At 75.8% G+C, this 21,601-nt stretch carries 19 protein-coding genes and 4 tRNA genes; 8 read left to right on the top strand and 15 right to left on the bottom strand.

What is annotated here, in order from left to right; translation table 11 throughout:
* Positions 1–9: 9 nt before the first annotated feature.
* A complete protein-coding gene (gene msrB / locus WAA21_RS12915; protein WP_336923220.1) occupies positions 10–474 on the bottom strand; it encodes a peptide-methionine (R)-S-oxide reductase MsrB in 465 nt (154 codons plus the stop codon).
* Positions 475–607: 133 nt separating this feature from the next.
* On the opposite strand from msrB, the gene WAA21_RS12910 reads away from it, so the two are divergent.
* Positions 608–1,822 (top strand): alpha/beta hydrolase family protein, encoded by a 1,215-nt coding sequence (locus tag WAA21_RS12910; protein WP_336923219.1) that lies wholly within the window; start codon positions 608–610, stop codon positions 1,820–1,822.
* A 25-nt stretch (positions 1,823–1,847) separates the two neighbouring features.
* Here the strand turns inward: WAA21_RS12910 and WAA21_RS12905 are convergent, their stop codons facing one another.
* From WAA21_RS12905 to WAA21_RS12895, 3 genes are read right to left on the bottom strand one after another with little or no spacing between them, the layout of a single operon-like run.
* Positions 1,848–2,648, bottom strand: coding sequence for a dihydrofolate reductase family protein (locus WAA21_RS12905; protein ID WP_336923217.1), 801 nt, complete (start codon positions 2,646–2,648; stop codon positions 1,848–1,850).
* The gene (locus WAA21_RS12900) at positions 2,641–3,105 is read right to left on the bottom strand and encodes a SufE family protein (RefSeq protein WP_336923216.1); all 465 of its coding nucleotides are present in this window, start codon (positions 3,103–3,105) and stop codon (positions 2,641–2,643) included. Before WAA21_RS12900 ends, WAA21_RS12905 begins: the two co-directional genes overlap by 8 nt.
* Entirely contained in the window at positions 3,102–3,992 is an 891-nt protein-coding gene (locus tag WAA21_RS12895) for a sulfurtransferase (protein WP_336923215.1), read from the bottom strand. The genes WAA21_RS12900 and WAA21_RS12895 overlap by 4 nt, the downstream gene beginning before the upstream one ends.
* 209 nt (positions 3,993–4,201) lie before the next feature.
* Here WAA21_RS12895 and zapE point away from each other — a divergent pair, with 209 nt between their 5' ends.
* The 4 genes from zapE to WAA21_RS12875 all read left to right on the top strand — a co-directional run bounded on the left by zapE (position 4,202) and on the right by WAA21_RS12875 (position 6,915).
* The gene (zapE, locus tag WAA21_RS12890; RefSeq protein WP_336923214.1) at positions 4,202–5,227 is read left to right on the top strand and encodes a cell division protein ZapE; all 1,026 of its coding nucleotides are present in this window, start codon (positions 4,202–4,204) and stop codon (positions 5,225–5,227) included.
* A gap of 159 nt (positions 5,228–5,386) precedes the next feature.
* Positions 5,387–6,229: a PRC and DUF2382 domain-containing protein gene (locus WAA21_RS12885; protein WP_336923213.1), complete on the top strand. Its 843-nt coding sequence runs from the start codon at positions 5,387–5,389 to the stop codon at positions 6,227–6,229.
* 163 nt (positions 6,230–6,392) lie between these two features.
* Positions 6,393–6,710: a hypothetical protein gene (locus WAA21_RS12880; protein ID WP_336923212.1), complete on the top strand. Its 318-nt coding sequence runs from the start codon at positions 6,393–6,395 to the stop codon at positions 6,708–6,710.
* A gap of 16 nt (positions 6,711–6,726) precedes the next feature.
* Positions 6,727–6,915: a hypothetical protein gene (locus tag WAA21_RS12875; protein WP_336923211.1), complete on the top strand. Its 189-nt coding sequence runs from the start codon at positions 6,727–6,729 to the stop codon at positions 6,913–6,915.
* A gap of 92 nt (positions 6,916–7,007) precedes the next feature.
* On the opposite strand, the gene treZ is transcribed toward WAA21_RS12875, so the two are convergent.
* From treZ to WAA21_RS12825, 10 genes are all read right to left on the bottom strand, one after another.
* Positions 7,008–8,810, bottom strand: a complete 1,803-nt coding sequence (treZ, locus tag WAA21_RS12870) for a malto-oligosyltrehalose trehalohydrolase (RefSeq protein WP_336923210.1) — start codon at positions 8,808–8,810, stop codon at positions 7,008–7,010.
* Positions 8,811–8,850: 40 nt separating this feature from the next.
* Complete coding sequence (gene treY, locus WAA21_RS12865) at positions 8,851–11,400, bottom strand: malto-oligosyltrehalose synthase (RefSeq protein WP_336923209.1); 2,550 nt, start codon at positions 11,398–11,400, stop codon at positions 8,851–8,853.
* A complete protein-coding gene (glgX, locus tag WAA21_RS12860; RefSeq protein ID WP_336923208.1) occupies positions 11,397–13,595 on the bottom strand; it encodes a glycogen debranching protein GlgX in 2,199 nt (732 codons plus the stop codon). Before glgX ends, treY begins: the two co-directional genes overlap by 4 nt.
* A gap of 171 nt (positions 13,596–13,766) precedes the next feature.
* Positions 13,767–15,488 carry an acyl-CoA dehydrogenase family protein gene (locus WAA21_RS12855; protein ID WP_336923207.1) on the bottom strand — a complete coding sequence of 574 codons (1,722 nt, stop codon included), beginning with the start codon at positions 15,486–15,488 and terminating at the stop codon, positions 13,767–13,769.
* Between the two features lie 147 nt (positions 15,489–15,635).
* Entirely contained in the window at positions 15,636–16,352 is a 717-nt protein-coding gene (locus WAA21_RS12850) for a ZIP family metal transporter (RefSeq protein WP_336923206.1), read from the bottom strand.
* Between the two features lie 40 nt (positions 16,353–16,392).
* Positions 16,393–16,854, bottom strand: coding sequence for a hypothetical protein (locus tag WAA21_RS12845; RefSeq protein ID WP_336923205.1), 462 nt, complete (start codon positions 16,852–16,854; stop codon positions 16,393–16,395).
* Between the two features lie 131 nt (positions 16,855–16,985).
* A tRNA-Val gene (locus tag WAA21_RS12840) sits at positions 16,986–17,060 on the bottom strand.
* An 8-nt stretch (positions 17,061–17,068) separates the two neighbouring features.
* Positions 17,069–17,139: transfer RNA gene (locus WAA21_RS12835), tRNA-Cys, on the bottom strand.
* Positions 17,140–17,184: 45 nt separating this feature from the next.
* Positions 17,185–17,257: transfer RNA gene (locus tag WAA21_RS12830), tRNA-Gly, on the bottom strand.
* Between the two features lie 82 nt (positions 17,258–17,339).
* Positions 17,340–17,762 carry an SsgA family sporulation/cell division regulator gene (locus tag WAA21_RS12825; RefSeq protein WP_336923204.1) on the bottom strand — a complete coding sequence of 141 codons (423 nt, stop codon included), beginning with the start codon at positions 17,760–17,762 and terminating at the stop codon, positions 17,340–17,342.
* Positions 17,763–17,962: 200 nt separating this feature from the next.
* Here WAA21_RS12825 and WAA21_RS12820 point away from each other — a divergent pair, with 200 nt between their 5' ends.
* Together WAA21_RS12820 and WAA21_RS12815 are read left to right on the top strand one after the other, a co-directional pair.
* On the top strand, positions 17,963–18,559 hold the full coding sequence (locus WAA21_RS12820; protein WP_336923203.1) for a TIGR02611 family protein: 597 nt from the start codon (positions 17,963–17,965) through the stop codon (positions 18,557–18,559).
* A gap of 90 nt (positions 18,560–18,649) precedes the next feature.
* Positions 18,650–18,722, top strand: a tRNA-Val gene (locus tag WAA21_RS12815).
* 3 nt (positions 18,723–18,725) lie between these two features.
* On the opposite strand, the gene WAA21_RS12810 is transcribed toward WAA21_RS12815, so the two are convergent.
* On the bottom strand, positions 18,726–19,499 hold the full coding sequence (locus WAA21_RS12810; protein WP_336923202.1) for a hypothetical protein: 774 nt from the start codon (positions 19,497–19,499) through the stop codon (positions 18,726–18,728).
* A 60-nt stretch (positions 19,500–19,559) separates the two neighbouring features.
* On the opposite strand from WAA21_RS12810, the gene recQ reads away from it, so the two are divergent.
* Positions 19,560–21,581, top strand: a complete 2,022-nt coding sequence (gene recQ, locus WAA21_RS12805; protein ID WP_442893286.1) for a DNA helicase RecQ — start codon at positions 19,560–19,562, stop codon at positions 21,579–21,581.
* Positions 21,582–21,601 lie beyond the last annotated feature (20 nt).

The raw sequence follows: 21,601 nt of genomic DNA, 5'->3' as shown, positions 1-21,601 counted from the left end.
GGGCGTCCGTCAGGCCGGCTCGAAGCGCATCGACACCGAGTTGATGCAGTAGCGCAGGTCGGTCGGCGTGTCGTAGCCCTCGCCCTCGAACACGTGCCCGAGGTGGGAGCCGCACGCGGCGCAGCGGACCTCGGTGCGCACCATGCCCATGGTGGTGTCGCGGATCTCCTCGATGCGGTCGCCGGCGAGCGGGGAGAAGAAGGACGGCCAGCCGCAGTGGCTGTCGAACTTCTGCTCGCTGCGGAACAGCTCGGTGCCGCACGCGCGGCACGAGTACACGCCGACGTCGTGGTTGTCGGTGTACTCCCCGGTGAAGGCGCGCTCGGTGCCCGCGCGCCGCAGCACGCGGAACTCCTCGTCGGTGAGGGTCTCGCGCCACTCCTCCTCCGTGCGGCCGCGCGGGTACACCCGCAGCTCACCGCCGCTCCGGCCGGTCGTGTCCGACTCCGTGCTGCTCCGACGGGAACCCAGCATCTCGACCCCTCTCGTCCCCCCGTGGCGGTGGGCGCGTCCGGCGCCCCTTCCGCTGGGGAGAACGTCGACCCGGCGGCCCGTGTTCCGACAGGGTGCCGGAGGAGCAGACCCGGGCGGCTGCCAGGATGGCGAGGTGGTCAGTGACGCCCCCTCCCGACGGACCAGGCTCACCCGGGCGCTCGTGGTCGGTGGGTCCGCGCTCGCGGGCGGCCTGCTCGTGTCGGCGGCGGTGAGCGCGTCGGCCGCCTACTTCGTGCGGCGCGTCCTCACCCCGGACCGTCTCAAGCCGGACGACACGGAGGTGCTGAGCGTGGGGCCGGGCACGATCACGCTGCGCGCGACCGACGACACCGTCGCCCGCGGCCGGTTCGGGCTGCGCCTGTCGGGCGGGGTGAGCCACGCCCACCTCGGCGAGGTGGTCCGTGCCGACGGCCCGACCGTCACCCGGGAGCTCGTCGAGGTCGACGGACCGATGCGCGTCGGTCCCGCGCGCTGGAACCCGTACTACTACGCGGGCGAGCCGACGGGTGCGCTCGGGCTCGCGCACGAGGACGTCGTCCTCGACGGCGACGTCGGCCCGCTGCCGGCGTGGGTCGTGCCGCCCGCGGACGACGTGCCGCGATCCGACGTGTGGGCGGTGCTCGTGCACGGGCGCGGGGCCACGCGGGAGGAGTGCCTGCGGGCGCTGCCGGTGCTGCACCGCCTCGGGGTGCCGGCCGTCGTGCCGAGCTACCGCAACGACGCGGACGCCCCCGCCCTGCCGGGCGGGCGCTACCACCTCGGCGACACCGAGTGGACGGACGTGGAGCACGCGATCCGCCTCGCGCTGCGCCGGGGAGCGAGGGGGGTGGTGCTGCTCGGCTGGTCGATGGGCGGCGCGATCGTGCTTCAGCTGCTGTCGCGCTCGCGCCTGCAGCACCTCGTGCGCGGTGTGGTCCTCGACGCCCCCGTGGTGTCGTGGTCGGACGTGCTCGACCACCAGGCGCGGGTCAACCGGGTGCCGGTCGGGGTGGCGCGGCTCGGCCTGGAGCTGCTCGGGCGCCGGCAGGCCGACCGACTCTTCGGCGTCGACGGCCCCGTCGAGCTCGAGCGCTTCGACTGGGTGGCGCGGGCCAACGAGCTGCGCCACCGCATGCTGCTCGTGCACTCCGACGACGACGAGTTCGTGCCGTCCGGGCCGTCCCGGGCGCTCGCGCAGGCCCGCCCCGACCTCGTGACGCACGCGCCGTACCGCGGTGCGCGGCACTGCCAGGAGTGGAACGTCGACCCGCAGCGGTGGGAGCGCGAGCTCGCGTCCTACCTCACCGGCACCCTGGGTGTGGGCCCGGCCCGCCGCGGCGCCGGCTGAGGGCGGCGCCCGGACCGGGGGGCCCCTAGCGCCGGCGCAGCCAGCGGGCGAGCAGGGTGGAGCGGGCGTGGAGCAGCCCCGCGAGCTCGAGCCCGTGGGGCCCGACCGCGGCGCCCGCGGTGACCCGCGGCGCGTCCGAGGCCACGAGCAGCGGGCTCGTGGTGAGGCACAGCTCGTCGAGGACGTCGGCCGCTGCGACGTCGGCGAGGAGGCCCGGACCGCCCTCGCACAGCACGTGGCGCAGCCCGCGCTCGGCGAGCGCGTCCAGCGCCCGGGCGAGGTCCGGGCCGCCGTCGTCGACGTGCCCGGCGAGGACGACCCCGTCCTCGCCCGCGGCCTCGCGGGCGCGCGCGAGGGCCTCGGCGTCGCCCGCGGGCATGACGACGAGGCCCGCCTCGGGCACCTCGAACATGCCCCGTCCGGTCTCCACCCGCCCGGAGCGGGTCACCTGCACGACGACGGCGGTCGCGCGCCGGCCCGCGGCCTCCCGGCGCGCGGCGAGGACGCGGTGGCGCCCGGCGGGTCCGTACCCCTCGGAACGGGCGGTGCCCGCGCCGACGAGCACCGCGTCCGCGAGCCCGCGCAGCAGGCCGAACACCGCCTTGTCCACGTCGCTGCTCACCGAGCCGGAGCGTCCGTCCGGTCCCGTCGCGGCGCCGTCCACCGTGCTCACCATGTTGGCGCGGACCCAGCGCGAGGCCCGGGCGTGCGGCACGCCGGCCGTGTAGTGCGCGAGCAGCCCGTCGACATCGTCGGAGGTCAGCCGCCCGGGCGCCCCGGGCCCGACGAGGACGTCGAGGCCCACGGGGCCCGGGCCCTCAGACACCCGCCTTCTCCCGCACCTGCCGCTGGATGCGGTGCAGCATCCCCGACATGCCGCGCAGCCGCAGCGGGCTGACGGCCCGGTCGAGCCCGAGCCGGCCCGGCACGTCGTCCGGCACGGCGAGCACGCCCTCCGCGTCGAGCCCGGCCATGCCCTCGGCGAGGATGCCGGCGAAGCCGCGGGTGGTGGGCGCCTCGCGCGGCGCGCTCAGGTGCACCGCGACCGCGGCGCGCGGCCCGGAGCCGTCGACGTCCACGTGGACGAAGACGGGGGACTGGCACTCCGGCACCGGCTCGAGCAGCTCCGGGTGCTCGCGCAGCCGCTCGGGCAGCTCCGGCAGGCCGTTGGCGAAGTCGAGGAGCAGCTCGAGGCGCTCCCGCTCCTCCAGCGCCTGGAACTCCTCCACGACGGCGTCGAAGCCGCCCGGCAGCGACGCCGACGGCTGCGGGTCCGTGCTCACGCGGCCCCCGGCTCCTCGCCCCTGGCGATCGGCACGCGCACCGCGTTGCCCCACTCCGTCCACGACCCGTCGTAGTTGCGGACCTTCGTGAAGCCGAGCAGGTGCGTGAGCACGAACCAGGAGTGGCTCGAGCGCTCCCCGATCCGGCAGTAGGCGATGACGTCGTCGTCGGGGGAGAGACCCTTCTCCTGCTGGTAGATGGCCTCGAGCTCCTCGCGCGGCTTGAAGCCGCCGTCCTCGGCGACCGCGCGGGCCCACGGCACGCTCTGCGCGCCCGGGATGTGCCCGCCGCGCAGCGCGCCCTCCTCCGGGTAGGCGGGCATGTGGGTGCGGGCGCCGGTGTACTCCTCGGGGGACCGGACGTCGACCATCGGCCTGCCGAGGTGCGCCTTGACGTCGTCGAGGAACGCGCGGAGCCCCGTGTCGTCCCGCTCGACGACGGGGTAGTCGGTGGCGGCCGGCTGCGGCGCGTCGGTCACGTACTCCCGGCCCTCGGCCTCCCACTTCGTGCGCCCGCCGTCGAGCAGGCGCACGTCGGCGTGCCCGAAGAGGCTGAACACCCACAGCGCGTAGGCGGCCCACCAGTTGTTCTTGTCGCCGTAGACGACGACCGTGTCCTCCCGCGAGATGCCCTTGGCGGACATGAGCGCGGCGAAGCCCTCGCCGTCGACGAAGTCGCGGGTGACCGGGTCGGTGAGCTCGGTGTGCCAGTCGACCTTGACGGCCCCGGGGATGTGCCCCGTCTCGTACAGCAGGACGTCCTCGCTGGACTCGACGACGACGAGACCGGGCGTGCCCAGGCGCTCCGCGAGCCACCCGGTCGTCACTAGCCGCTCGGGGTGGGCGTAGGCGGCGAGCTTCGGGTCGGTGTCGTGCTCGGTGGGCACGGGTCCTCCTCAGGGTCGGGACGGGTGTCGGGACGGGTCGTGGTGGGGTGGGGCGTGCGAGAGGCAGCGGTCACCCGCGCACAGCCTGCCAACACCGGCACGGCGGCGCTCCTTCCCCCCGTCCCAGCCCGCGGACACGCACCCGCGCGCGCCGACCGCGACCGGGTCGACGCCCCCGCCGGTGCGGGTGCGCCGTAGCCTGGGCCGCCGTGAGCGAGCACGCGGACCGGCTCGTCGACCGCCGCCCGGCGCTCGACCGCGACCGCCTGCTCACCGACCTCGTGCCGCCGCCGCGCTTCGCCGGCGCCCGGTTCGACACGTACGAGCCGGACCCCGCCGAGCCGAGCCAGCAGAGCGCGCGGGCACGGCTCGAGGACTTCGCGGGCGGTGCGCCGGCCTCCCGGGGGCGCGGGCTCGGGCGGCTGCTGCGCTCGCGCGAGGGCGCGGACGGTCCGCGGGGGGTGTACCTCGACGGCGGGTTCGGGGTCGGCAAGACGCACCTGCTCGCCGCGACGTGGCACGCGGCCACCGGGCGGCGGTACTACGGGACGTTCGTCGAGTACACGCACCTGGCCGGCGCGCTCGGCTTCCGCGGTGCCGTCGACGCCCTGGCCGGGGCGGACCTCGTGTGCGTCGACGAGTTCGAGCTCGACGACCCCGGCGACACCGTCCTCATGGCGCGGCTCATGCGCGAGCTGGCGGACTCCGGCACGCGCCTCGCGGCGACGTCGAACACGCTGCCGGACGCGCTGGGGGCGGGCCGGTTCGCTGCCGAGGACTTCCTGCGGGAGATCCAGGCGCTCGGCCGGCTCTTCGAGGTCGTGACGGTCGAGGGCGAGGACTACCGCCACCGCGGCTCACCGGCCGCGCCGACCCCCGCGGGCGAGGGCGACCTCACGGCGCTGGCGGCGACCCGGGGCGCCGTCGTCGACGACTTCGCCGCGTTGTGCGACCACCTCGCCGACGTCCACCCGAGCCGCTACGGGACGCTGCTCGACGGGGTGCGGGCGGTCGGCTGGCGGGGGGTCGCGCCCGTGCCGGACCAGAACGTGGCCCTGCGGCTGGTCGTGCTCGTCGACCGGCTGTACGACCGGTCCCTGCCGGTGGTGGCGACGGGCGAGCCGCTGTCGGTCCTCTTCGACGAGGAGATGCTCCGCGGCGGGTACCGCAAGAAGTACCTGCGGGCGCTCAGCCGCGTGACGGCACTCGCCCGCGAGGCCGCTCCGGCCGTCTGAGCGGGCCGCCGCGACCCCTGCGGCGAGCCGGGACGACACCGGCCCAGGACGGGGCGTGATGTCCGTCCCGTCCGGGTTGGACCCCTCGTGTGCTGGGCACGGCCTCCGACGAGGGCCGGGGGAGCAGGTCCTCGACATGCTGACGAGAGGAGACCTCTCATGATCACGACGCAGGACCTCGACCGGGTGCGTGGCACCACGGTCTACGACACGGACGTGGACAAGATCGGCACCGCGCAGCAGGTGTACCTGGACGACGACACCGGCCAGCCGCAGTGGGTCACCGTGAACACGGGCCTGTTCGGCACCTCGGAGTCGTTCGTGCCGCTGTCGCAGGCCGACATGACCGGTGACGGCCTCCGGGTGCCCTACGACAAGAAGACCGTCAAGGACGCACCGCGCCTGGACGACGACGGCCACATCTCCCCCGAGCAGGAGGAGCAGCTGTACCGCCACTACGAGATCGACCTCCGGGGCGAGACCCCCGCGGCGCGTACGACCGACGTCGACGACCGCGGGACCTACGCGGGCGTGACCACCGGTGACGACGGCATGACAGGCACCGGTACGGCGGGCGCGGCGGGCACGACGGGCACGACGGGCCACGACACCTCCGGCCCCACCACCGACGACGCCATGACGCGCTCGGAGGAGCGGCTCCACGTCGGCACGGAGCAGCGCGAGGCCGGCCGTGCGCGGCTGCGCAAGTACGTGACGCCCGAGCACCAGACGGTCGACGTCCCCGTCACCAGGGAGGAGGTCCGGGTCGAGCGCGAGCCGATCACGGACGCCAACCGCGGCGACGCCCAGGACGGGCCGGCCCTCTCGGAGGAGGAGCACGAGGTGGTCCTGCACGAGGAGCGCCCGGTGGTGGGCACGGAGACCGTGCCCGTGGAGCGCGTCCGCCTCGACAAGGAGACGCACACCGACACCGAGCAGGTGTCGGCCGACGTCCGCAAGGAGCAGATCGAGACCGAGGGCGACGACACCGCACGGCGGTGACGACCGCCGGCTGAGCAGCCCGGCGTGTCGCCTCGCGGGTGCCCCGGGCCCACCGTCCCGGCCGTTTCGGCCGGCGGGGTCCGGGGCACCTCTCGTGGGGGCGCGCAGCGTCCCCGCGGGGCTCGCCGCCCCGGCCGGCCCGACACGACGGAGGCACCCACCGATGGACGAGCCCGGCCAGCGCGACGACGCGGCGGACGCCGCCGACGACGGCACGGCGGAGCACACCTACCGCGACGGGCTCGAGGAGCACACGGCCGCGCCCGCGGCCCCGGGTGCGGAGCGCGAGCCCGCCAGCGCCGCGACCGCGGCCGGGAGCGGCCCGGGCAGCCCGGGAGCCGGGGGTACCAGCGAGGCCGCACCGCACGGCGACGGCACCACGGTCGCCTCGGGCTCCGCACCCGTCGGCCCGGACCGCGACGGGGGTCCGGAGGCGGACGCCGACGAGCCGACCGACGGCGGGAACCCCTCGCCGTCATGACGACGAGGAGGACGACATGACCGACACGACACCGGACGAGCGACCCGACCGGTACGAGACGGGCTCCACGGAGGGCACCCCGGGCGCGCCCGGGGCCGACGAGGAGGCCGCGGACGCCCTGGAGACCGGTTCGCCCGAGGGCACCCCCGGCGCCCCGGACCGCAACGTCCCGCCGCTCGGCCCGGAAGACCCCGAGGAGCGCTGAGGCCCCCGGGCGATCGACGTCACGCGCGCACGTATGCGGCCCGCGGTCCGCGCGACCCGGCCCTGCGGGGCCGGGTCGTCGTGCGTCAGGGGTCAGGCGGTGCGGACGAGCGCCGCGCCCGGGCCCTCCAGCCGCAGCGTGCGCCCCTCGGCGCGGACCGGGCCCCAGTGGCGCTCGACCCGCCCCGTCGCGTGCAGCGGCACCTCCGTCGCGTCGTCGTCGGCGCGCGAGGTGCGCAGCACGACCACGACGCGCCACTCGCCCCGGTGGACGACGAGCCACTCGGGGCGGCCGTCGTCGCGCGTCTCGTCGGGCGGGCCCAGCTCGACGTCGACCTCCGCCAGGTCGTCGTCGGCGAGGTCGGGCTCGCGCCGGCGCAGCGCGACGAGGTCGCGCGTCCACCCGAGCAGGCCGGCGTGGGTCGGCTCCGCCACCTCGTCCCAGGCGAGCACCGACGCGTCGCGAGTCGCCGCGTCCTGCGGGTCCGGCACCTGGTCGGCGTCCCAGCCGTGCTCGGCGAACTCCCGGCGCCGGCCCTCCCGGACCGACTCCGCGAGCGCGGGCTCCTGGTGGTCGGTGAAGAACTGGAACGGCGTGCGGCAGCCCCACTCCTCGCCCATGAAGAGCATCGGGGTGAACGGCGAGGTGAGGACCAGGGCGAGCGAGCCCGCCACCTCGCCCGCGGACAGCCCCGCCGCGGGCCGGTCACCCGTCGCGCGGTTGCCGACCTGGTCGTGGTTGGCGGCGTAGGCGAGGAAGCGGTGCCCCGACGTGCCGGGCGGGACGGGGCGGCCCCAGTCGCCGCCGCGGAAGCTCGAGTGCCGCCCGGCGTGCCAGAAGGCTTCGCGCCACACCGTCCGCAGCACCTCGCCCGAGCCGAAGTCGGCGTAGTAGCCCTGGCGCTCGCCGGTCAGCAGGGCGTGCAGCGCGTGGTGGACGTCGTCGTCCCACTGCGCCGTCATGCCGAGGCCGCCCTCGGTGGTCGGCGTCACCATCACGGCGTCGTTGAGGTCGGACTCCGCGACGAGGGACAACGGGCGCCGCAGCCCGTCGGCGAGGGCGGCGGTCTCCTGCGCGAGCTGGGCGAGCACGTGCCGCTCGGAGTCGTCGACGAGGGCGTGGACCGCGTCCAGGCGCAGCGCGTCGACGTGGAAGTCGCGGAACCAGCGCAGCGCGTTGTCGCAGATCCAGCGCCGGACCTCGGCGGCGCCCTCGCCGTCGAGGTTGACGGCCTGGCCCCACGGGGTGTGGTGCCGGTCGGTGAAGTACGGGCCGAACAGCGACGTGTAGTTGCCGCTGGGTCCCAGGTGGTTGTAGACGCAGTCGAGGCTCACGGCCAGGCCGCGCGCGTGCGCGGCGTCGACGAAGCGCTGCAGCGCCGCCGGCCCGCCGTACGGGTCGTGGACCGCGAACAGGTGGACGCCGTCGTAGCCCCAGCCCCAACGGCCGGGGAATGCCGCGACGGGCATGAGGGCGACCACCTCGACGCCGAGCCCCACGAGGTGGTCGAGCCGCTCGACGGCGGCGTCGAGGGTGCCCTCGGGGGTGAACGTGCCGACGTGCAGCTCGTAGTGCAGCGCGCCGCGGACGTCCCGGCCGCGCCAGTGCTCGTCGGACCAGCGGTGCCGCGAGGGGTCGAAGAGCCGGCTCGGGCCGTGCACGCCGAACGGCTGCCACGCCGAGCGCGGGTCGGGCACCGGATCGCCGCCGTCGACGGCGAACAGGTAGTCGCTGCCGTGCCCGGCGGCGCTCACGGCGAGCTGCCACCAGCCGCCGTCCGCACGCGCCATGGCCCTGGCGGTGCGCGTCCCGTCGTCCGGGCCCGTCGCGTCGCGCACGAGCACGAGGTCGACCGACGTGGCGTCGGGGGCCCAGACGGCGAAGGTGTGGCTCATCGCCTTCGACCCTGCCAGACCCCCGCGGTGCGCGCGAACCTCATGCACGCTCCAGCACGGCCACGGGCAGCCGGTCGAGCAGGTCGGTGAGCGCGACCTGGCCGCCCTCGTGGTCCCGCCCCGTCAGCACGTCGGTCCACGCGCCCTCGGGCAGGACGACGGTGTGCCGGCCCCAGCCGCCGAGCCTGCCGAGCTCACCCGGTCGACGGGTCGCGACGAGGACGACCTCCGGCGCCTCGAGCGGACCCCGGGCGAGGGCGAGCGCGTTGCCGGTGGAGGTGGCGACCGGGGCGTAGCCGGCGTGCTCGCCGGAGAACGCCCCCGGCCGGCGCCGCCTCAGCCGCAGCGCGTGCGCGGTGACGAGGAGCTTCTCGTCGTCCAGGTCGCGCGGCTCGCCGCCGCCGTCGAGGTGGGCGAGCCGGGCCCGCCGGTCGTCGTAGTCGACCGCGCGCCGGTTGTCGGGGTCGACGAGGGAGCGGTCGACGAGCTCGGTGCCCTGGTACACGTCCGGCACGCCCGGCAGCAGCAGCTGCAGCGCCTTCTGCGACAGCGTGAGCACGCGGGTCAGCGGCTGGATGCCCTCGACGAAGGCCGCGACCTCGCCCGCGAGGGCGTCGTCGGCGAGCACACCGCGCGCGAGCTCGAGCACCGCGGTCTCGTACGCCTCGTCGGGCGAGGTCCAGCTCGTGCGCTGCTTGGCCTCGCGCACCGCCTTCTCGAGGTAGCCGTCGAGGCGCTCCGGGCCGATCGGCCACGTCGCGACCAGGGTCTGCCACAGCAGGAGCTCGGTCCCGCCGTCGACGAGGTCGGTGCGCAGCGGCGCCCCCGCCTCGTGCCAGCCGCGGACCGCCTGGACCCAGCGCTCCGGGTCCTCCACGGCCGCGAGCAGCCGGGCACGGGCGTCCTCGCTGCGCTTGGTGTCGTGCGTGGACAGCGTCGTCATGGTCGCGGGCCACGTCGCCGCCATGCGCTCGGCGAAGGCGTGGAGCTCCTCGGGGGAGCAGACCGTCCGGGTGGGGTCGCCGCCCACCTCGTTGACGGCGAGGAAGCGGTGCCAGCGGTAGAACGCCGTGTCCTCCACCCCCTTGGCCATGACGGGCCCGCACGTCTGCTGGAAGCGGACGACGAGCTCGCGCCGCCTCGCGCGCCCGGCCACGCCGCCGGCGTCGTCGCCGCCGTCCTCGCCGAGCAGGTCCTCGCCGAGCACGAGCCGCACGACGAGGTCGAGCGTCGCGTGACGGTCCTCCGCGAGGTGCTCGCGGGCGCGGTGGGCGGCCTCCGCCACCACCGCTCCCGCCTCGGCGTCGGGCGCCTCGCCCGCCACCACGTACGCGCGGTAGCGGTCCATGGCCACGAGCAGCTCCACGACCGACTCGTGCAGCGCCCGGCGGGTGTGGTCGCGCAGGTGGACGTCGTCGGCGCAGATCTCCACGAGCAGGTCGACGAGGCGGTGCACCTCGGCGTAGAGGCTCAGCTCCACGACCTCCCGCTTGGAGGCGTCGACGAGCGGGTGGTACTCCACGAGCTCGCCACCGCCCTGCAGCTCCGCGTGCAGCAGCTGCAGCGGGGCCTCCGCGGACGGGTCGAGCAGCACACCGGTGGTCCGGCGCAGCGTGTCGTAGCCGGTCGTCCCCGCGCACGGCCAGTCCGCCGGCAGACGCTCCTCGCCCTCGAGGATCTTCTCCACGACGACCCACGGCTCGACGGCGCTCCCGCCGAGCGCGGCGCGGGCCCGCCGGGCGCCCTCGCGCAGCCGGCGCAGGTACTGCCGGGGGTCGGCGAGGCCGTCCGGGTGGTCGATGCGGAACCCGTCGAGCACGCCGTCGCCGTACAGGTCGAGGAGCACGCGGTGGGTCGCCTCGAAGACGTCCGGGTCCTCGACGCGGACCGCCGCGAGCGTGTCGACGTCGAAGAACCGCCGGTAGTTGAGCTCCTCGTCGGCGACCCGCCAGTACGCGAGGCGGTACCACTGGCGGTCGACGAGCTGCGCGAGCGGCAGGTCCTCGGTGCCGGCGCGCACCGGCAGCACGTGGTCGTAGTAGCGCAGCACGGTCTCCGAGACGGGTCCGTCGTCCGCGCCGACGGGCACCTCGACCGTGTCGACGGACAGCTCGCCGGAGTCGAGGACGTCGCCGATGCGCGCACCGAGCACGGGCATGAGGACCGCCCGGGCCGGCACGGTCCAGTCCACGTCGAGCCAGCGTGCGTAGGGCGAGCCGGGCCCGTCGCGCAGCACCGACCACATCGCGCGGTTGTGCCACAGCGGGGTCGGCACGGCCATGTGGTTCGGCACGACGTCGGCGACCAGGCCCATGCCGCGCCGGTGCACCTCCGCCGCGAGCGCGCGCAGGCCCGCCTCGCCGCCCAGCTCCACGTTGACGCGCGAGTGGTCCACGACGTCGTAGCCGTGCGTGCTGCCCGGGGTGGCCTGCAGCACGGGGGAGAGGTAGACGTGCGACACCCCGAGGTCGTCGAGGTGGTCGACGGCGGCGAGCGCCTCGGCGAAGCCGAACTCCGGGCGCAGCTGCAGGCGGTACGTGCTGAGGACCGGGCGCGCTGCCGCGCCCTCCGCCGCGACGGCCGCGCTCACCGCTGCCGTGCCTGGTCGCTGCGCAGCACGACGACGGAGCGCGAGGCGACGTCGCACACCTGGTGCGGCTGCAGCCGCGGCAGCCGCGCGGCGTCGCGGCCGCTGGACAGCCGCCGGGACTCCGCGAAGCCGGTCGTGTACGAGTGCGTGCGGGGCGGCAGGTGCGTGGGGTCGGACGTGTCGACGACCACGTGCCAGCGGTCGCCGTAGGCCGCACCGGGCAGCGTGAACGACAGGTCCTCGGCCGAGGCGTTGAACAGCATGAGGAAGCTGTCGTCCACGATGCGCTCCCCGCGGGCGTCGGGCTCCTCGATCGCCTCGCCGTTGAGGAACACCATGACGCTCTGGGCGTAGCCGGTGTGCCAGTCGTCCTGGGTCATGCGAGCGCCGTCCAGCCGCAGCCACTCGAGGTCCCCCAGACGGTCGTCGCCGGGGTCGGTGTCGCCGGAGAAGAACCGGCGGCGGCGGAACACGGGGTGCCCGTTGCGCATCGCGACGAGCCGGCGCGTGAACTCCAGCAGGAGCTCCTGCCACTCGTCGAGCTCCCAGTCCATCCACGTGACGGGGTTGTCCTGGCAGTAGCCGTTGTTGTTGCCGCCCTGGCTGCGGGCGAGCTCGTCGCCGTGCAGGAGCATGGGCACGCCCTGGCTCAGCAGCAGCGTGACGAGGAAGTTGCGGTGCTGCTTCTCCCGCAGCGCGGTGACGACCGGGTCCTGCGTCGGGCCCTCCTCGCCGCAGTTCCACGAGCGGTTGTGGCTCTCGCCGTCGTTGCCGCCCTCGCCGTTGTCGTCGTTGTGCCGCTCGTTGTACGACACGAGGTCGCGCATCGTGAAGCCGTCGTGGGCGGTCACGAAGTTGATGCTGGCGATCGGCTTGCGGCCGGAGTGGGCGTACAGGTCGCTGGAGCCGGTGATGCGGCTCGCGAACTCCCCGAGCGAGCCCGACTCCCCGCGCCAGAAGTCGCGGACGGTGTCGCGGTAGCGGCCGTTCCACTCCGTCCACAGCGGCGGGAAGTTGCCGACCTGGTAGCCGCCCTCGCCGATGTCCCACGGCTCGGCGATGAGCTTGGTCTGGCTGATCACCGGGTCCTGCTGCACGAGGTCGAAGAAGGCGCTCAGGCGGTCGACCTCGTGGAACTGGCGCGCCAGCGTCGCGGCGAGGTCGAATCGGAAGCCGTCGACGTGCATCTCCGTCACCCAGTACCGCAGCGAGTCCATGATGAGCTGCAGCACGTGCGGGTGCCGCATGAGCAGGCTGTTACCGGTGCCGGTGGTGTCGTAGTAGAACTTCTTGTCCTCGTCGACGAGGCGGTAGTACGCGCCGTTGTCCAGGCCGCGGAACGCGAGCGTCGGGCCCTGCTGGTTGCCCTCGGCGGTGTGGTTGTAGACGACGTCGAGGATGACCTCGATGCCCGCGGCGTGCAGCGCCTTCACCATGCCCTTGAACTCCTGCACCTGCTGGCCGCGCTGGCCGGTGGAGGAGTACTCGTTGTGGGGGGCGAAGAAGCCGATCGTGTTGTAGCCCCAGTAGTTGCGCATGCCGCGCTCCTGCAGGTGGCTGTCCTGCACGAACTGGTGCACGGGCATGAGCTCGACGGCCGTGATCCCGAGGTCGAGCAGGTGGTCGATCATGACCGGGTGCGCCATGCCGGCGTACGTGCCGCGGATCGACTCCGGGATGTCCGGGTGCTGCTGCGTCATGCCCTTGACGTGGGCCTCGTAGATGACCGTCTCGTGGTACTGCCGGCGCGGCGGGCGGTCGTTGCCCCAGTCGAAGAACGGGTTGACGACGACGGAGTGCATCGTGTGCAGCCGGGAGTCCAGGCGCTGGATGCGGTTCTCGTCCTTGCCGAAGCGGTAGCTGAACAGCGACTCGTCGCCGTCCGTCATGCCCTCGATCGCCTTGGCGTACGGGTCGAGCAGCAGCTTGCTGGGGTTGCAGCGCAGGCCCTGCGAGGGGTCGTAGGGCCCGTGCACCCGGAAGCCGTAGCGCTGCCCGGGCTGCACGCCCGGCAGGTAGCAGTGCCACACGAACCCGTCGGCCTCGGGCAGGGCGATCCGCTCGCGCTCGCGCCTGGCGTCGTCGAGCAGGCAGAGCTCGACCTTGGTCGCGACCTCCGAGAAGACGGCGAAGTTGGTACCCGTCCCGTCGTAGGTGGCTCCCAACGGGTAGGGGGAGCCGGGCCACACGTCCATGTCACGTCCTTCCGCCGCGCGGGGAGTGCGCGGGCTGCCCAGTCAACACGACCCGGGCGGTGGTCGCGCCCGCTGGCGGCCCGGCGGCAGGGCCTGCCGGCTGTGCTACGGCGGCGCCCCCCGCGGTCGCTCCGAGGACGGCCGTGGCCGCCGTGCCGGACCGGCGGCGGGTCAGGCGTCGGCGACGGCGCGGGCGAGGAGGACCTCGGTCTGCCGCCGGCCGAGGGGCGTCGTCCCGAGCCCACCCGCCCCGTCCAGCCGGGAGGCGAGGAACGCGTCCGCGACCGGCGTCGGGGCGCCCTGCGCGAGCAGGGCGGCCTGGAGCGTGACGGCGAGGCGCTCGACGAGCCAGCGGGCGGCGCCGGCCACGGCGCCGCGGTCCTGCCGGGCCTCGGCCGCCGCCTGCCGGAGCAGGTCCGCACCCGCGGTGAGCGCCGCGTCGAGGCGGGGGGAGGCGCCGCGGGCGCGCTCGTAGACCCCGTCGAGGGCGTCGACCGCCTCGCCGGCCCACGGGGCGGCGAGGACGTCGACGACGTGGACGGCGAGGCCGTGCGCGGTCGCGCCCGACAGCACGGCGGTGGCCTCGCGCTGCAGGCGTGCCACCGGTGCCGTCCCGTCCCAGGCCGCCGGGCCGAGCAGCTCGGCGGCCTCGGTCGTCACCTGCGGCGCCCGCCGCGACAGGTGCGCGGCCAGGACGGGGGCCGCGAGCCGGAGGAACGGCTCCTCGCCCGCGTCCAGGGCGGCGGCGAGCGCGAGCTGCGACGTGGTCGCGGCCTCGCTCTCGAGGGCCACGTCGGCGAGCACGGTGCGGACCAGCGGCAGGGTGTCGAGGGGACCCGCGCCGCGCACGCTCCGCCGGCAGTGGTGCACGGCGCGCCACAGCGCGCCGCGCACCACGCCGGCAGCGAGGGCCGCCGCGTCGAGGGCCTGCGTCCGCTCGAGCGCGGACGGGTCGTGCTGCTCGAGGCGGACGGCCCACGACTCGTGGAGCTCGGCGTCGCCCACCGGCCAGGCCGTGCGGGCGCTGCCCGGGCGCAGGCGCAGCATGCGTGCGCCGTTCGGGGAGCCGTCGGGCAGGCGCCGGGGCACGAGGAACAGGGCGGGACCGTCCTCGGTGACCGCGCGAACGACGAGCACGTCCGCGTCGGCGTTGCCGACGAACCACTTGCGCCCGCTCACGCGCCAGGTCGGGCCGCCCTCGACCGGTCCGCCGAGCCGCGGGACGGCGTCCGCCTCGGCGCGACCGGCCGGGTCGCTGCCGCCGCGCTCGGACAGCGCGAGCCCCGCCACGACGGTCGGGACCGCTCCCGCCCGCCGGGTCGAGCCGTCGGCCGGGCGCCCGGCGAGCCGCGGCAGCCACGTGCCCGCGGCGGCGGTGCCGGCGACCGCGGCGACCGCCGCGTGGTGCGTGCTCGCGCTCATCGCGGCGGAGCCGCTCACCTGCGCCCACACCTGCAGCGCCGCGGCCCGTCTCAGGTGGCCCGACGCCTCGGCGGCCGCGAGCGGACGGCCGGTGAGGCCGGCCCGGGCGCCGTCGCGCAGCAGAGGGCGCCAGGCCGGGTGGTGCACGACGCGGTCCACCCGCTCGCCGGCGAGGTCGACGCTCTCCAGGCGGGGGCGCGTCGCCTCGACCTCGGAGGCGACGTCCTGGGTGGCGCGGGCACCCGCGTGGCGGCCCAGCTCGTGCAGCGCCGGCAGCAGCTGCTCCCCACCGAGCCGCGCGACGGTCTCGACGAGCGCGGGGTCGGCGGCCACGAGGTCGGTGTCGTCCGGACGGGAGACCACGGGCGGGCCGCCGTCGCCGCGCCCGCGGCTCGCCGCCGCCGCCCGGAGGTCGATGACGTGCTCGGTCCCGGGGCGGAGGTCGCGGCGGGTGCGTGGCTCCGGGGGCATGCGCGTGCGTCACCTCCGACCGGTCGTCGTCTCGGCGCGCCGGCTGGGGAGGGGACGTGCGCGCGGGCTTGGGGGCGTGGGGAGACAGTAGACGACCGGTGTGCCCGCGCGCGGGGCCCGGACCGGTGCCGTCCCCGTGGCGGCCGGTCAGCCGGCGAGGGCGAAGGAGAGCAGGAACCCGACCGCCGTGGCGAGCGCGTTGAGGGGTCGGCCGTGCTCGAAGGCCTCCGGCATGAGCGTGTCGGCGAGGGAGGCGAGGACGGCGCCGCCCGCGAAGGAGAGGGCGACGGCCAGCACGCGCGGGTCGGCCCCGGACAGCAGGGCGTAGCCCGCGACGACGGCGAGCGTGAGCAGCACGGCGGCCGCGGTCCACGTGAGCAGCACCGTGCGCACGCTGCTGCCGCCGGCCCGCATGGCGACCGCCCCGACCAGGGCCTCCGGCAGGTTGGAGGCGAAGATCGCCACGAGCAGCGCCGCGGAGCCGGCGACCGACCCGGAGGCGACGAGGGAGACCCCGAGGGCGAGGTTCTCCGGCACGCCGTCGAGCGTCACCGCGGCGAGCAGGGCGAGGCCGACGCCCGCGCCCACCCCGGCCGCGGGCCGGCCGACGCCGTCGTCCGGCGCGAGCTCGGCGACCTTGTCGCGCTGCGGAGCGGTGGCCGGTGCGAGCGCCTCGGCCGCCCGGTCACCGAGCGCGTCGGCACCCGGGACGGCGTCGGGCTGGCCGGAGCGACGCAGCACCATCGCGTCCAGCGCCGAGCTGACGACGACGAAGACGACGGCCCCGGAGAGGAGCCCGCCGCCGGCGAGGGCCAGACCGCCCTCCTCGACCGCGTCGGGGAAGAGCTCGAAGGCGGCTGTCATGCTGGCGTGGCGTCCGGCCTGTCAAGGCCTGCTGTGGCGCTCACGCCCTCCCGGCGAGGGCGACGCGGTCCGGACGGTCCGGACGGTCCGGCCGCGCGTCGCGGCCGGTGGCGTCGACGGGCACCCAGCGGCGGGACCACGTCGCGAGCCGCAGGACCGCGCACGCGCAGACGAGCAGCAGCAGGGCCGTGAACCACGTGCCCTCCAGCCAGTCCCACACCTCGAGCGGGCGCGCGTCGTACACGAGCGGCCAGTAGAGGAAGGGCGCCTGCAGGAAGAAGGCGGCAGCCACCGCGAGGTTGGTCCACCACGCCCAGCGCCGGTCCGTGAGCAGTGCGAGCGACATCGCGATGAGGGCGAGCAGCGCGACGGCGGCGCCGGGCGCGAGGCTGTCGACCGCGAGGCCCGTGCCCCGGGTCGAGCGGTAGACCTGCAGGGTCGTCGACATGAGCCAGGCGGCGACGCCGGCGGCGGCGGCCGTCCGGGAGAGGATTCTGTTCATGCCGTCGAGGCTGCTCCGGGCGGCTTGGGCCCGGCTTGCGCGCCGCTTGGGCGGGTGGTGACCGACGGGGCCGCCGGGACGACGACGGCCCCTGCCCTGCGTGTACTCGCAGGTCAGGGGCCGTTTCGTGCTGGTGGGCGATACTGGGTTCGAACCAGTGACCTCTTCCGTGTCAAGGAAGCGCGCTACCACTGCGCCAATCGCCCTCTGTGAGAGGTGGAGACGGGATTCGAACCCGTGTACACGGCTTTGCAGGCCGTTGCCTCGCCTCTCGGCCACTCCACCACGTGCCGGCACCCGCGACGAGTGCCACCGTGCGGGACGGCTCAGAGCGGACGACGGGACTCGAACCCGCGACCCTCACCTTGGCAAGGTGATGCGCTACCAACTGCGCTACGTCCGCATGCTGCTCGGGGTGGCCCCCGGGCGTGCTGAGAAGATTAGCCCAGGCCTCGGGGGAGGCCAAACCCGCAGGTCGGGTGCCCTCAGGCCGTGAGACGCGCGACCACGTCGTCGAGGTCCATGTGCTGCTGCTCGGCCCCGCTCGGGACCACCGCGAGCGTCCGGCCGACGAAGAGGCGCAGGTCGTCGGCGTCGGCGTGCAGGACCGCACGGCCGTCGGGGGAGGAGAGCGCGAGGACGACGATGTCGCCGTCGGTGCCCCGCGACGGCCAGACGTGCACGTCGCCGAGGCCGCTCGCCTTCTCCAGGCCCTCCACGAGGAGGTCGCGGGCGAAGACCCACTCGACCGAGGTCTCGCCGTCGCCGCCGCGGAACAGGGCGCGCACCGCGTAGGGGTCGGAGGCGGAGTACCGCAGCGACACCGGCAGCGGCACGGGGCCGGAGTCGGGGACGACCAGACGCAGGGTGACCTCGACGTCCACGTCCACCTTGTGCTTCTCGACCACGGGTCTCTCCTCCTGGTGGGTCGTCCGGCGCGCCGTCCGACTGCCCTGCTGCGGTAGGTCCGACGTTCCCGCGTCAGGGCGCGCGCAAACATCCCCCGCGACGCGCGCTCACCCGGACGGCGCACCGCGCGCCACCCGTCCGCAGGCCGTCGGCACCCACCGTGAGCAGGCGCACACCCTCGCCGCCGTACCCTGGCACGGTGGGGCCTCCTACCGGGCCCGGCGCACGCACAGCGGCCCGGGCCGACGACGGCGCTGTCGGGCGCGGGCCGGGACCGGGCCCGGACGACGTCCCGGCCCACGACCGCCGCCACGGCTACGCCCTGCCGGGGCAGGCCCTGCACCCCCGGGTCGCCCGCGCCCGCCGGCGCTTCCGCCGGCTGTCGGCCCGGGTGCGGCTCGTGCGCCGCCGGGTGCGCCGTACGCCGGCCGGACGGATCGGCTGGCGGCTGGGGGTGGGCCTGGTCGGTGGGGTGCTGCTCGTCGCGGGCGTCGTCATGATCCCGGGACCCGGGCAGGGGTGGGCGACGGTTTTCCTCGCCCTGGCGATCCTGTCGACGGAGTTCGGCTGGGCGCAGCGCGTGCGCCACGGCCTGTGGGTGCGCCTGGTGGAGGCCCGCCGTCACTACGCCGCGAACTCGCCCCGAAGGCGCGCGGTCCTCGGCACCGCGGTCGCGCTCGTCACGCTCGTTGCGCTCGCCCTCGCCCTGTGGGTGGGTCTGCTCGTGACCGGCGCGCCGTCGTGGCTGCCCGGTCCGGTCCGCGACGTGCTCGACCGCGTCCCCGGCGTCGGCTGACCACCCGGCCGGGAGGCCGCTACGGGGCGTGCGCGCGGCTGCCCGCGCATCCCCTACGATGCTCCCGGCGGCCGTGACCGGGCCGCCCGCGGGCGGTTAGCTCAGTTGGTAGAGCACGTCGTTCACACCGACGGGGTCGCTGGTTCGAGTCCAGTACCGCCCACCCTCACCACAGCTCCGGCGGGATGTCCGTGCCCGTCGACGGGAGCCCGCCGTCCGGGACGTCGCGCCGGGGTCCGGAGCCGCGCCGCGTCGTCGTCTGCCGCACCCGGCGTCCCCACGCGACCGGCGGCCCGACGAGCACGCCCCGCCAGCCGGTGCGGCCGGCGCGCAGCCGCACGAGCGAGGAGCGCTCGGGGCCTCCCGGCACGTAGCGCGGCAGCCGCCACGCCGACACGGGCCACGACGGCAGCCCGAGCAGACGCAGCGCCCGGTCGAGGCGCTCGGACTCGATGTGCTCGGTGGGGTCGCGCTCCTCGGCGAGCTCGTCGGCGAGGGCGTCGGCGCGCCGCGCCGCACCGAAGGTGGCGGCGACCGCCGACGTGTGCTCCACGCCGGTGGGCTCGTCGAGCAGCTCCTCGTCGACCACCGACGGGTCGCTGCGGTAGCGCAGCGGCTGCTCCGCGCCGGGCGGCCACACGAGCAGCTCCAGCAGCCGGTCCCGGACGACCTCCGCCGCGAGGGTCGCGGACCCCCCGGCGGCCAGCGCCGTGCCGACGGCCTCGAGGTCGCGCCCGCCGGCGGCGACGAAGGTGCACGCGCCGGACGGCACGGCCACGACGTCGTCGCCCTCCTGCGGACCCACCCAGCCGGAGAAGCCGAGACCGGCGAGACGGGTGAGCACCGTGTCGCGCGGGGCGCGCACGACGAGCGCGCGGTAGCTGTAGCCCGTCGGGCCGCCGACCTCGCCGCCGCCGGCGGGCACCGCACCGATGACCATGACGGCAGTCTGCTCCTCCGGGCCGTCCGGCGGGGTCGGGGCGCTCCCTACACTCGGCCGGTGCCCGCCGAGCCCGCTGCCCCCGACCTCGCCGGCCGGCCCGGCTCCGGGGCCGGCTCCGGGACCGACCCGGAGGTCGAGCCGGACGTCGAGACGGACGTCGGCGCCGCGCTCGAGGTGCTGCGACGCGTGTGGGGCTACGACGCGTTCCGTCCGGGCCAGCGCGAGGTCGTCGAGCACGTCGTCGCCGGGGGCGACGCGCTCGTCCTCATGCCCACCGGCGGCGGGAAGTCGCTGTGCTACCAGGTGCCGGCTCTCGTGCGCGACGGCACGGCCGTGGTCGTGAGCCCCCTCATCGCGCTCATGCACGACCAGGTCGAGGCGCTGCGCACCGCGGGCGTGCGCGCGGGGTTCCTCAACTCCACCCTCGAGCCGCACGAGCGCCGGGCGGTCGAGGACGCCTTCGTGACCGGCGGGCTCGACCTGCTCTACCTCGCACCCGAGGCGCTGCGCGGCCGGAACGTGCTCGACCTGCTCGGCCGCGGGCGCATCTCCCTCTTCGCGATCGACGAGGCGCACTGCGTCGCGCAGTGGGGCCACGACTTCCGCCCCGACTACCTCGGCCTGTCGGTGCTCCACGAGCGCTGGCCGGACGTGCCACGCATCGCCCTGACCGCCACCGCCACCGCCGAGACACGGCGGGAGATCGTCGAGCGGCTGCAGCTCGGCGGCGCGCGCCAGTTCGTCGCGAGCTTCGACCGGCCCAACATCCGCTACCGGGTGGTGCCCAAGGCCGAGCCCCGACGGCAGCTGCTCGACCTGCTGCGTACCGAGCACCCCGGCGACGCCGGCATCGTCTACTGCCTGTCGCGCGCGTCCGTGGAGCGCGTCGCGGAGCAGCTGGCGGACGCCGGCGTGCCGGCCCTGCCGTACCACGCCGGCCTCGACGCGGCGACGCGCTCGGCGAACCAGCGGCGGTTCCTGCGCGAGGACGGCGTCGTGATGGTCGCGACCATCGCCTTCGGCATGGGCATCGACAAGCCCGACGTGCGCTTCGTCGCCCACCTCGACCTGCCGAAGTCCGTCGAGGGCTACTACCAGGAGACCGGCCGTGCGGGCCGTGACGGGCTGCCCGCCACGGCGTGGCTCGCCTACGGGCTCGCCGACGTCGTGCAGCAGCGCCGCATGATCGACACCTCCGACGCCGACCAGGTGCGGCGGCGGGCGATGGCGGCCCACCTCGACGCCATGCTCGCCCTGTGCGAGACGGCCACGTGCCGTCGCGTGCAGCTGCTCGCGTACTTCGGCGAGCAGACGGGGCCGTGCGGCAACTGCGACACGTGCCTGGAGCCGCCGGAGACGTGGGACGGGACCGTCGCGGCGCAGAAGCTGCTGTCGACGGTCCTGCGCCTGCAGCGGGAGCGGGGGCAGGCCTTCGGGGCGGGCCAGTCGATCGACATCCTGCTCGGGCGCGACACCGCGAAGGTCGCCCAGCACGGCCACGACCGCCTCAGCACCTTCGGCATCGGTGCGGACCTGAGCGAGCCCGCGTGGCGCGGGGTGGTGCGGCAGCTGCTCGCGCAGGGCGTGCTGGGGGTGACGGGGGAGTACGGCGTCCTCGGCCTCACCGAGGCGAGCGGGCCGGTCCTGCGCGGCGACCGGCAGGTGCTGCTGCGGCGTGAGCAGCCGCCCAGCGGCGGTCGCGCCCGCTCGCGCGGCGGTCGGTCCGGGGCCGAGCAGCCGGCGCTGCCCGCCGGCGCGCAGGAGGTGTTCGAGCGGCTGCGGGCGTGGCGGGCGCAGGCGGCGAAGGAGCGGGGCGTGCCGGCCTACGTCGTGTTCCACGACGCGACGCTGCGCGAGGTGGCGACCCTGCGGCCAGGGACCGTCGAGGAGCTGCGGCAGGTGAGCGGCGTCGGAGAGGCGAAGCTCGCCACCTACGGCGAGGGCCTGCTGGCCGCCGTCGCCGAGGCCGGGGCCGGGGCCGGGGCCGACGAACCGGACCACGGGCCGGCCGACGAGCCGGCCGACGAGCCGGCCGACGAGCGGGTCGACCAGGTGTGGGCCGGACCGGACCCGTCGTGAACCGGCGTATGCCCCCGGTA

Origin of the sequence: Aquipuribacter sp. SD81 (assembly GCF_037153975.1) — a bacterium.
GTDB lineage: Bacteria > Actinomycetota > Actinomycetes > Actinomycetales > JBBAYJ01 > Aquipuribacter.
This window is presented reverse-complemented; position numbering and strand designations above follow the sequence as displayed.

Coding starts and splice junctions, on each gene's coding strand:
- msrB (WP_336923220.1), bottom strand. CDS start 474: ATGCTGGGTTCCCGTCGGAGCAGCACGGAGTCGGACACGACCGGCCGG.
- WAA21_RS12885 (WP_336923213.1), top strand. CDS start 5,387: ATGATCACGACGCAGGACCTCGACCGGGTGCGTGGCACCACGGTCTAC.
- WAA21_RS12880 (WP_336923212.1), top strand. CDS start 6,393: ATGGACGAGCCCGGCCAGCGCGACGACGCGGCGGACGCCGCCGACGAC.
- WAA21_RS12875 (WP_336923211.1), top strand. CDS start 6,727: ATGACCGACACGACACCGGACGAGCGACCCGACCGGTACGAGACGGGC.
- treZ (WP_336923210.1), bottom strand. CDS start 8,810: ATGAGCCACACCTTCGCCGTCTGGGCCCCCGACGCCACGTCGGTCGAC.
- glgX (WP_336923208.1), bottom strand. CDS start 13,595: ATGGACGTGTGGCCCGGCTCCCCCTACCCGTTGGGAGCCACCTACGAC.
- WAA21_RS12855 (WP_336923207.1), bottom strand. CDS start 15,488: ATGCCCCCGGAGCCACGCACCCGCCGCGACCTCCGCCCCGGGACCGAG.
- WAA21_RS12850 (WP_336923206.1), bottom strand. CDS start 16,352: ATGACAGCCGCCTTCGAGCTCTTCCCCGACGCGGTCGAGGAGGGCGGT.
- WAA21_RS12845 (WP_336923205.1), bottom strand. CDS start 16,854: ATGAACAGAATCCTCTCCCGGACGGCCGCCGCCGCCGGCGTCGCCGCC.
- WAA21_RS12810 (WP_336923202.1), bottom strand. CDS start 19,499: ATGGTCATCGGTGCGGTGCCCGCCGGCGGCGGCGAGGTCGGCGGCCCG.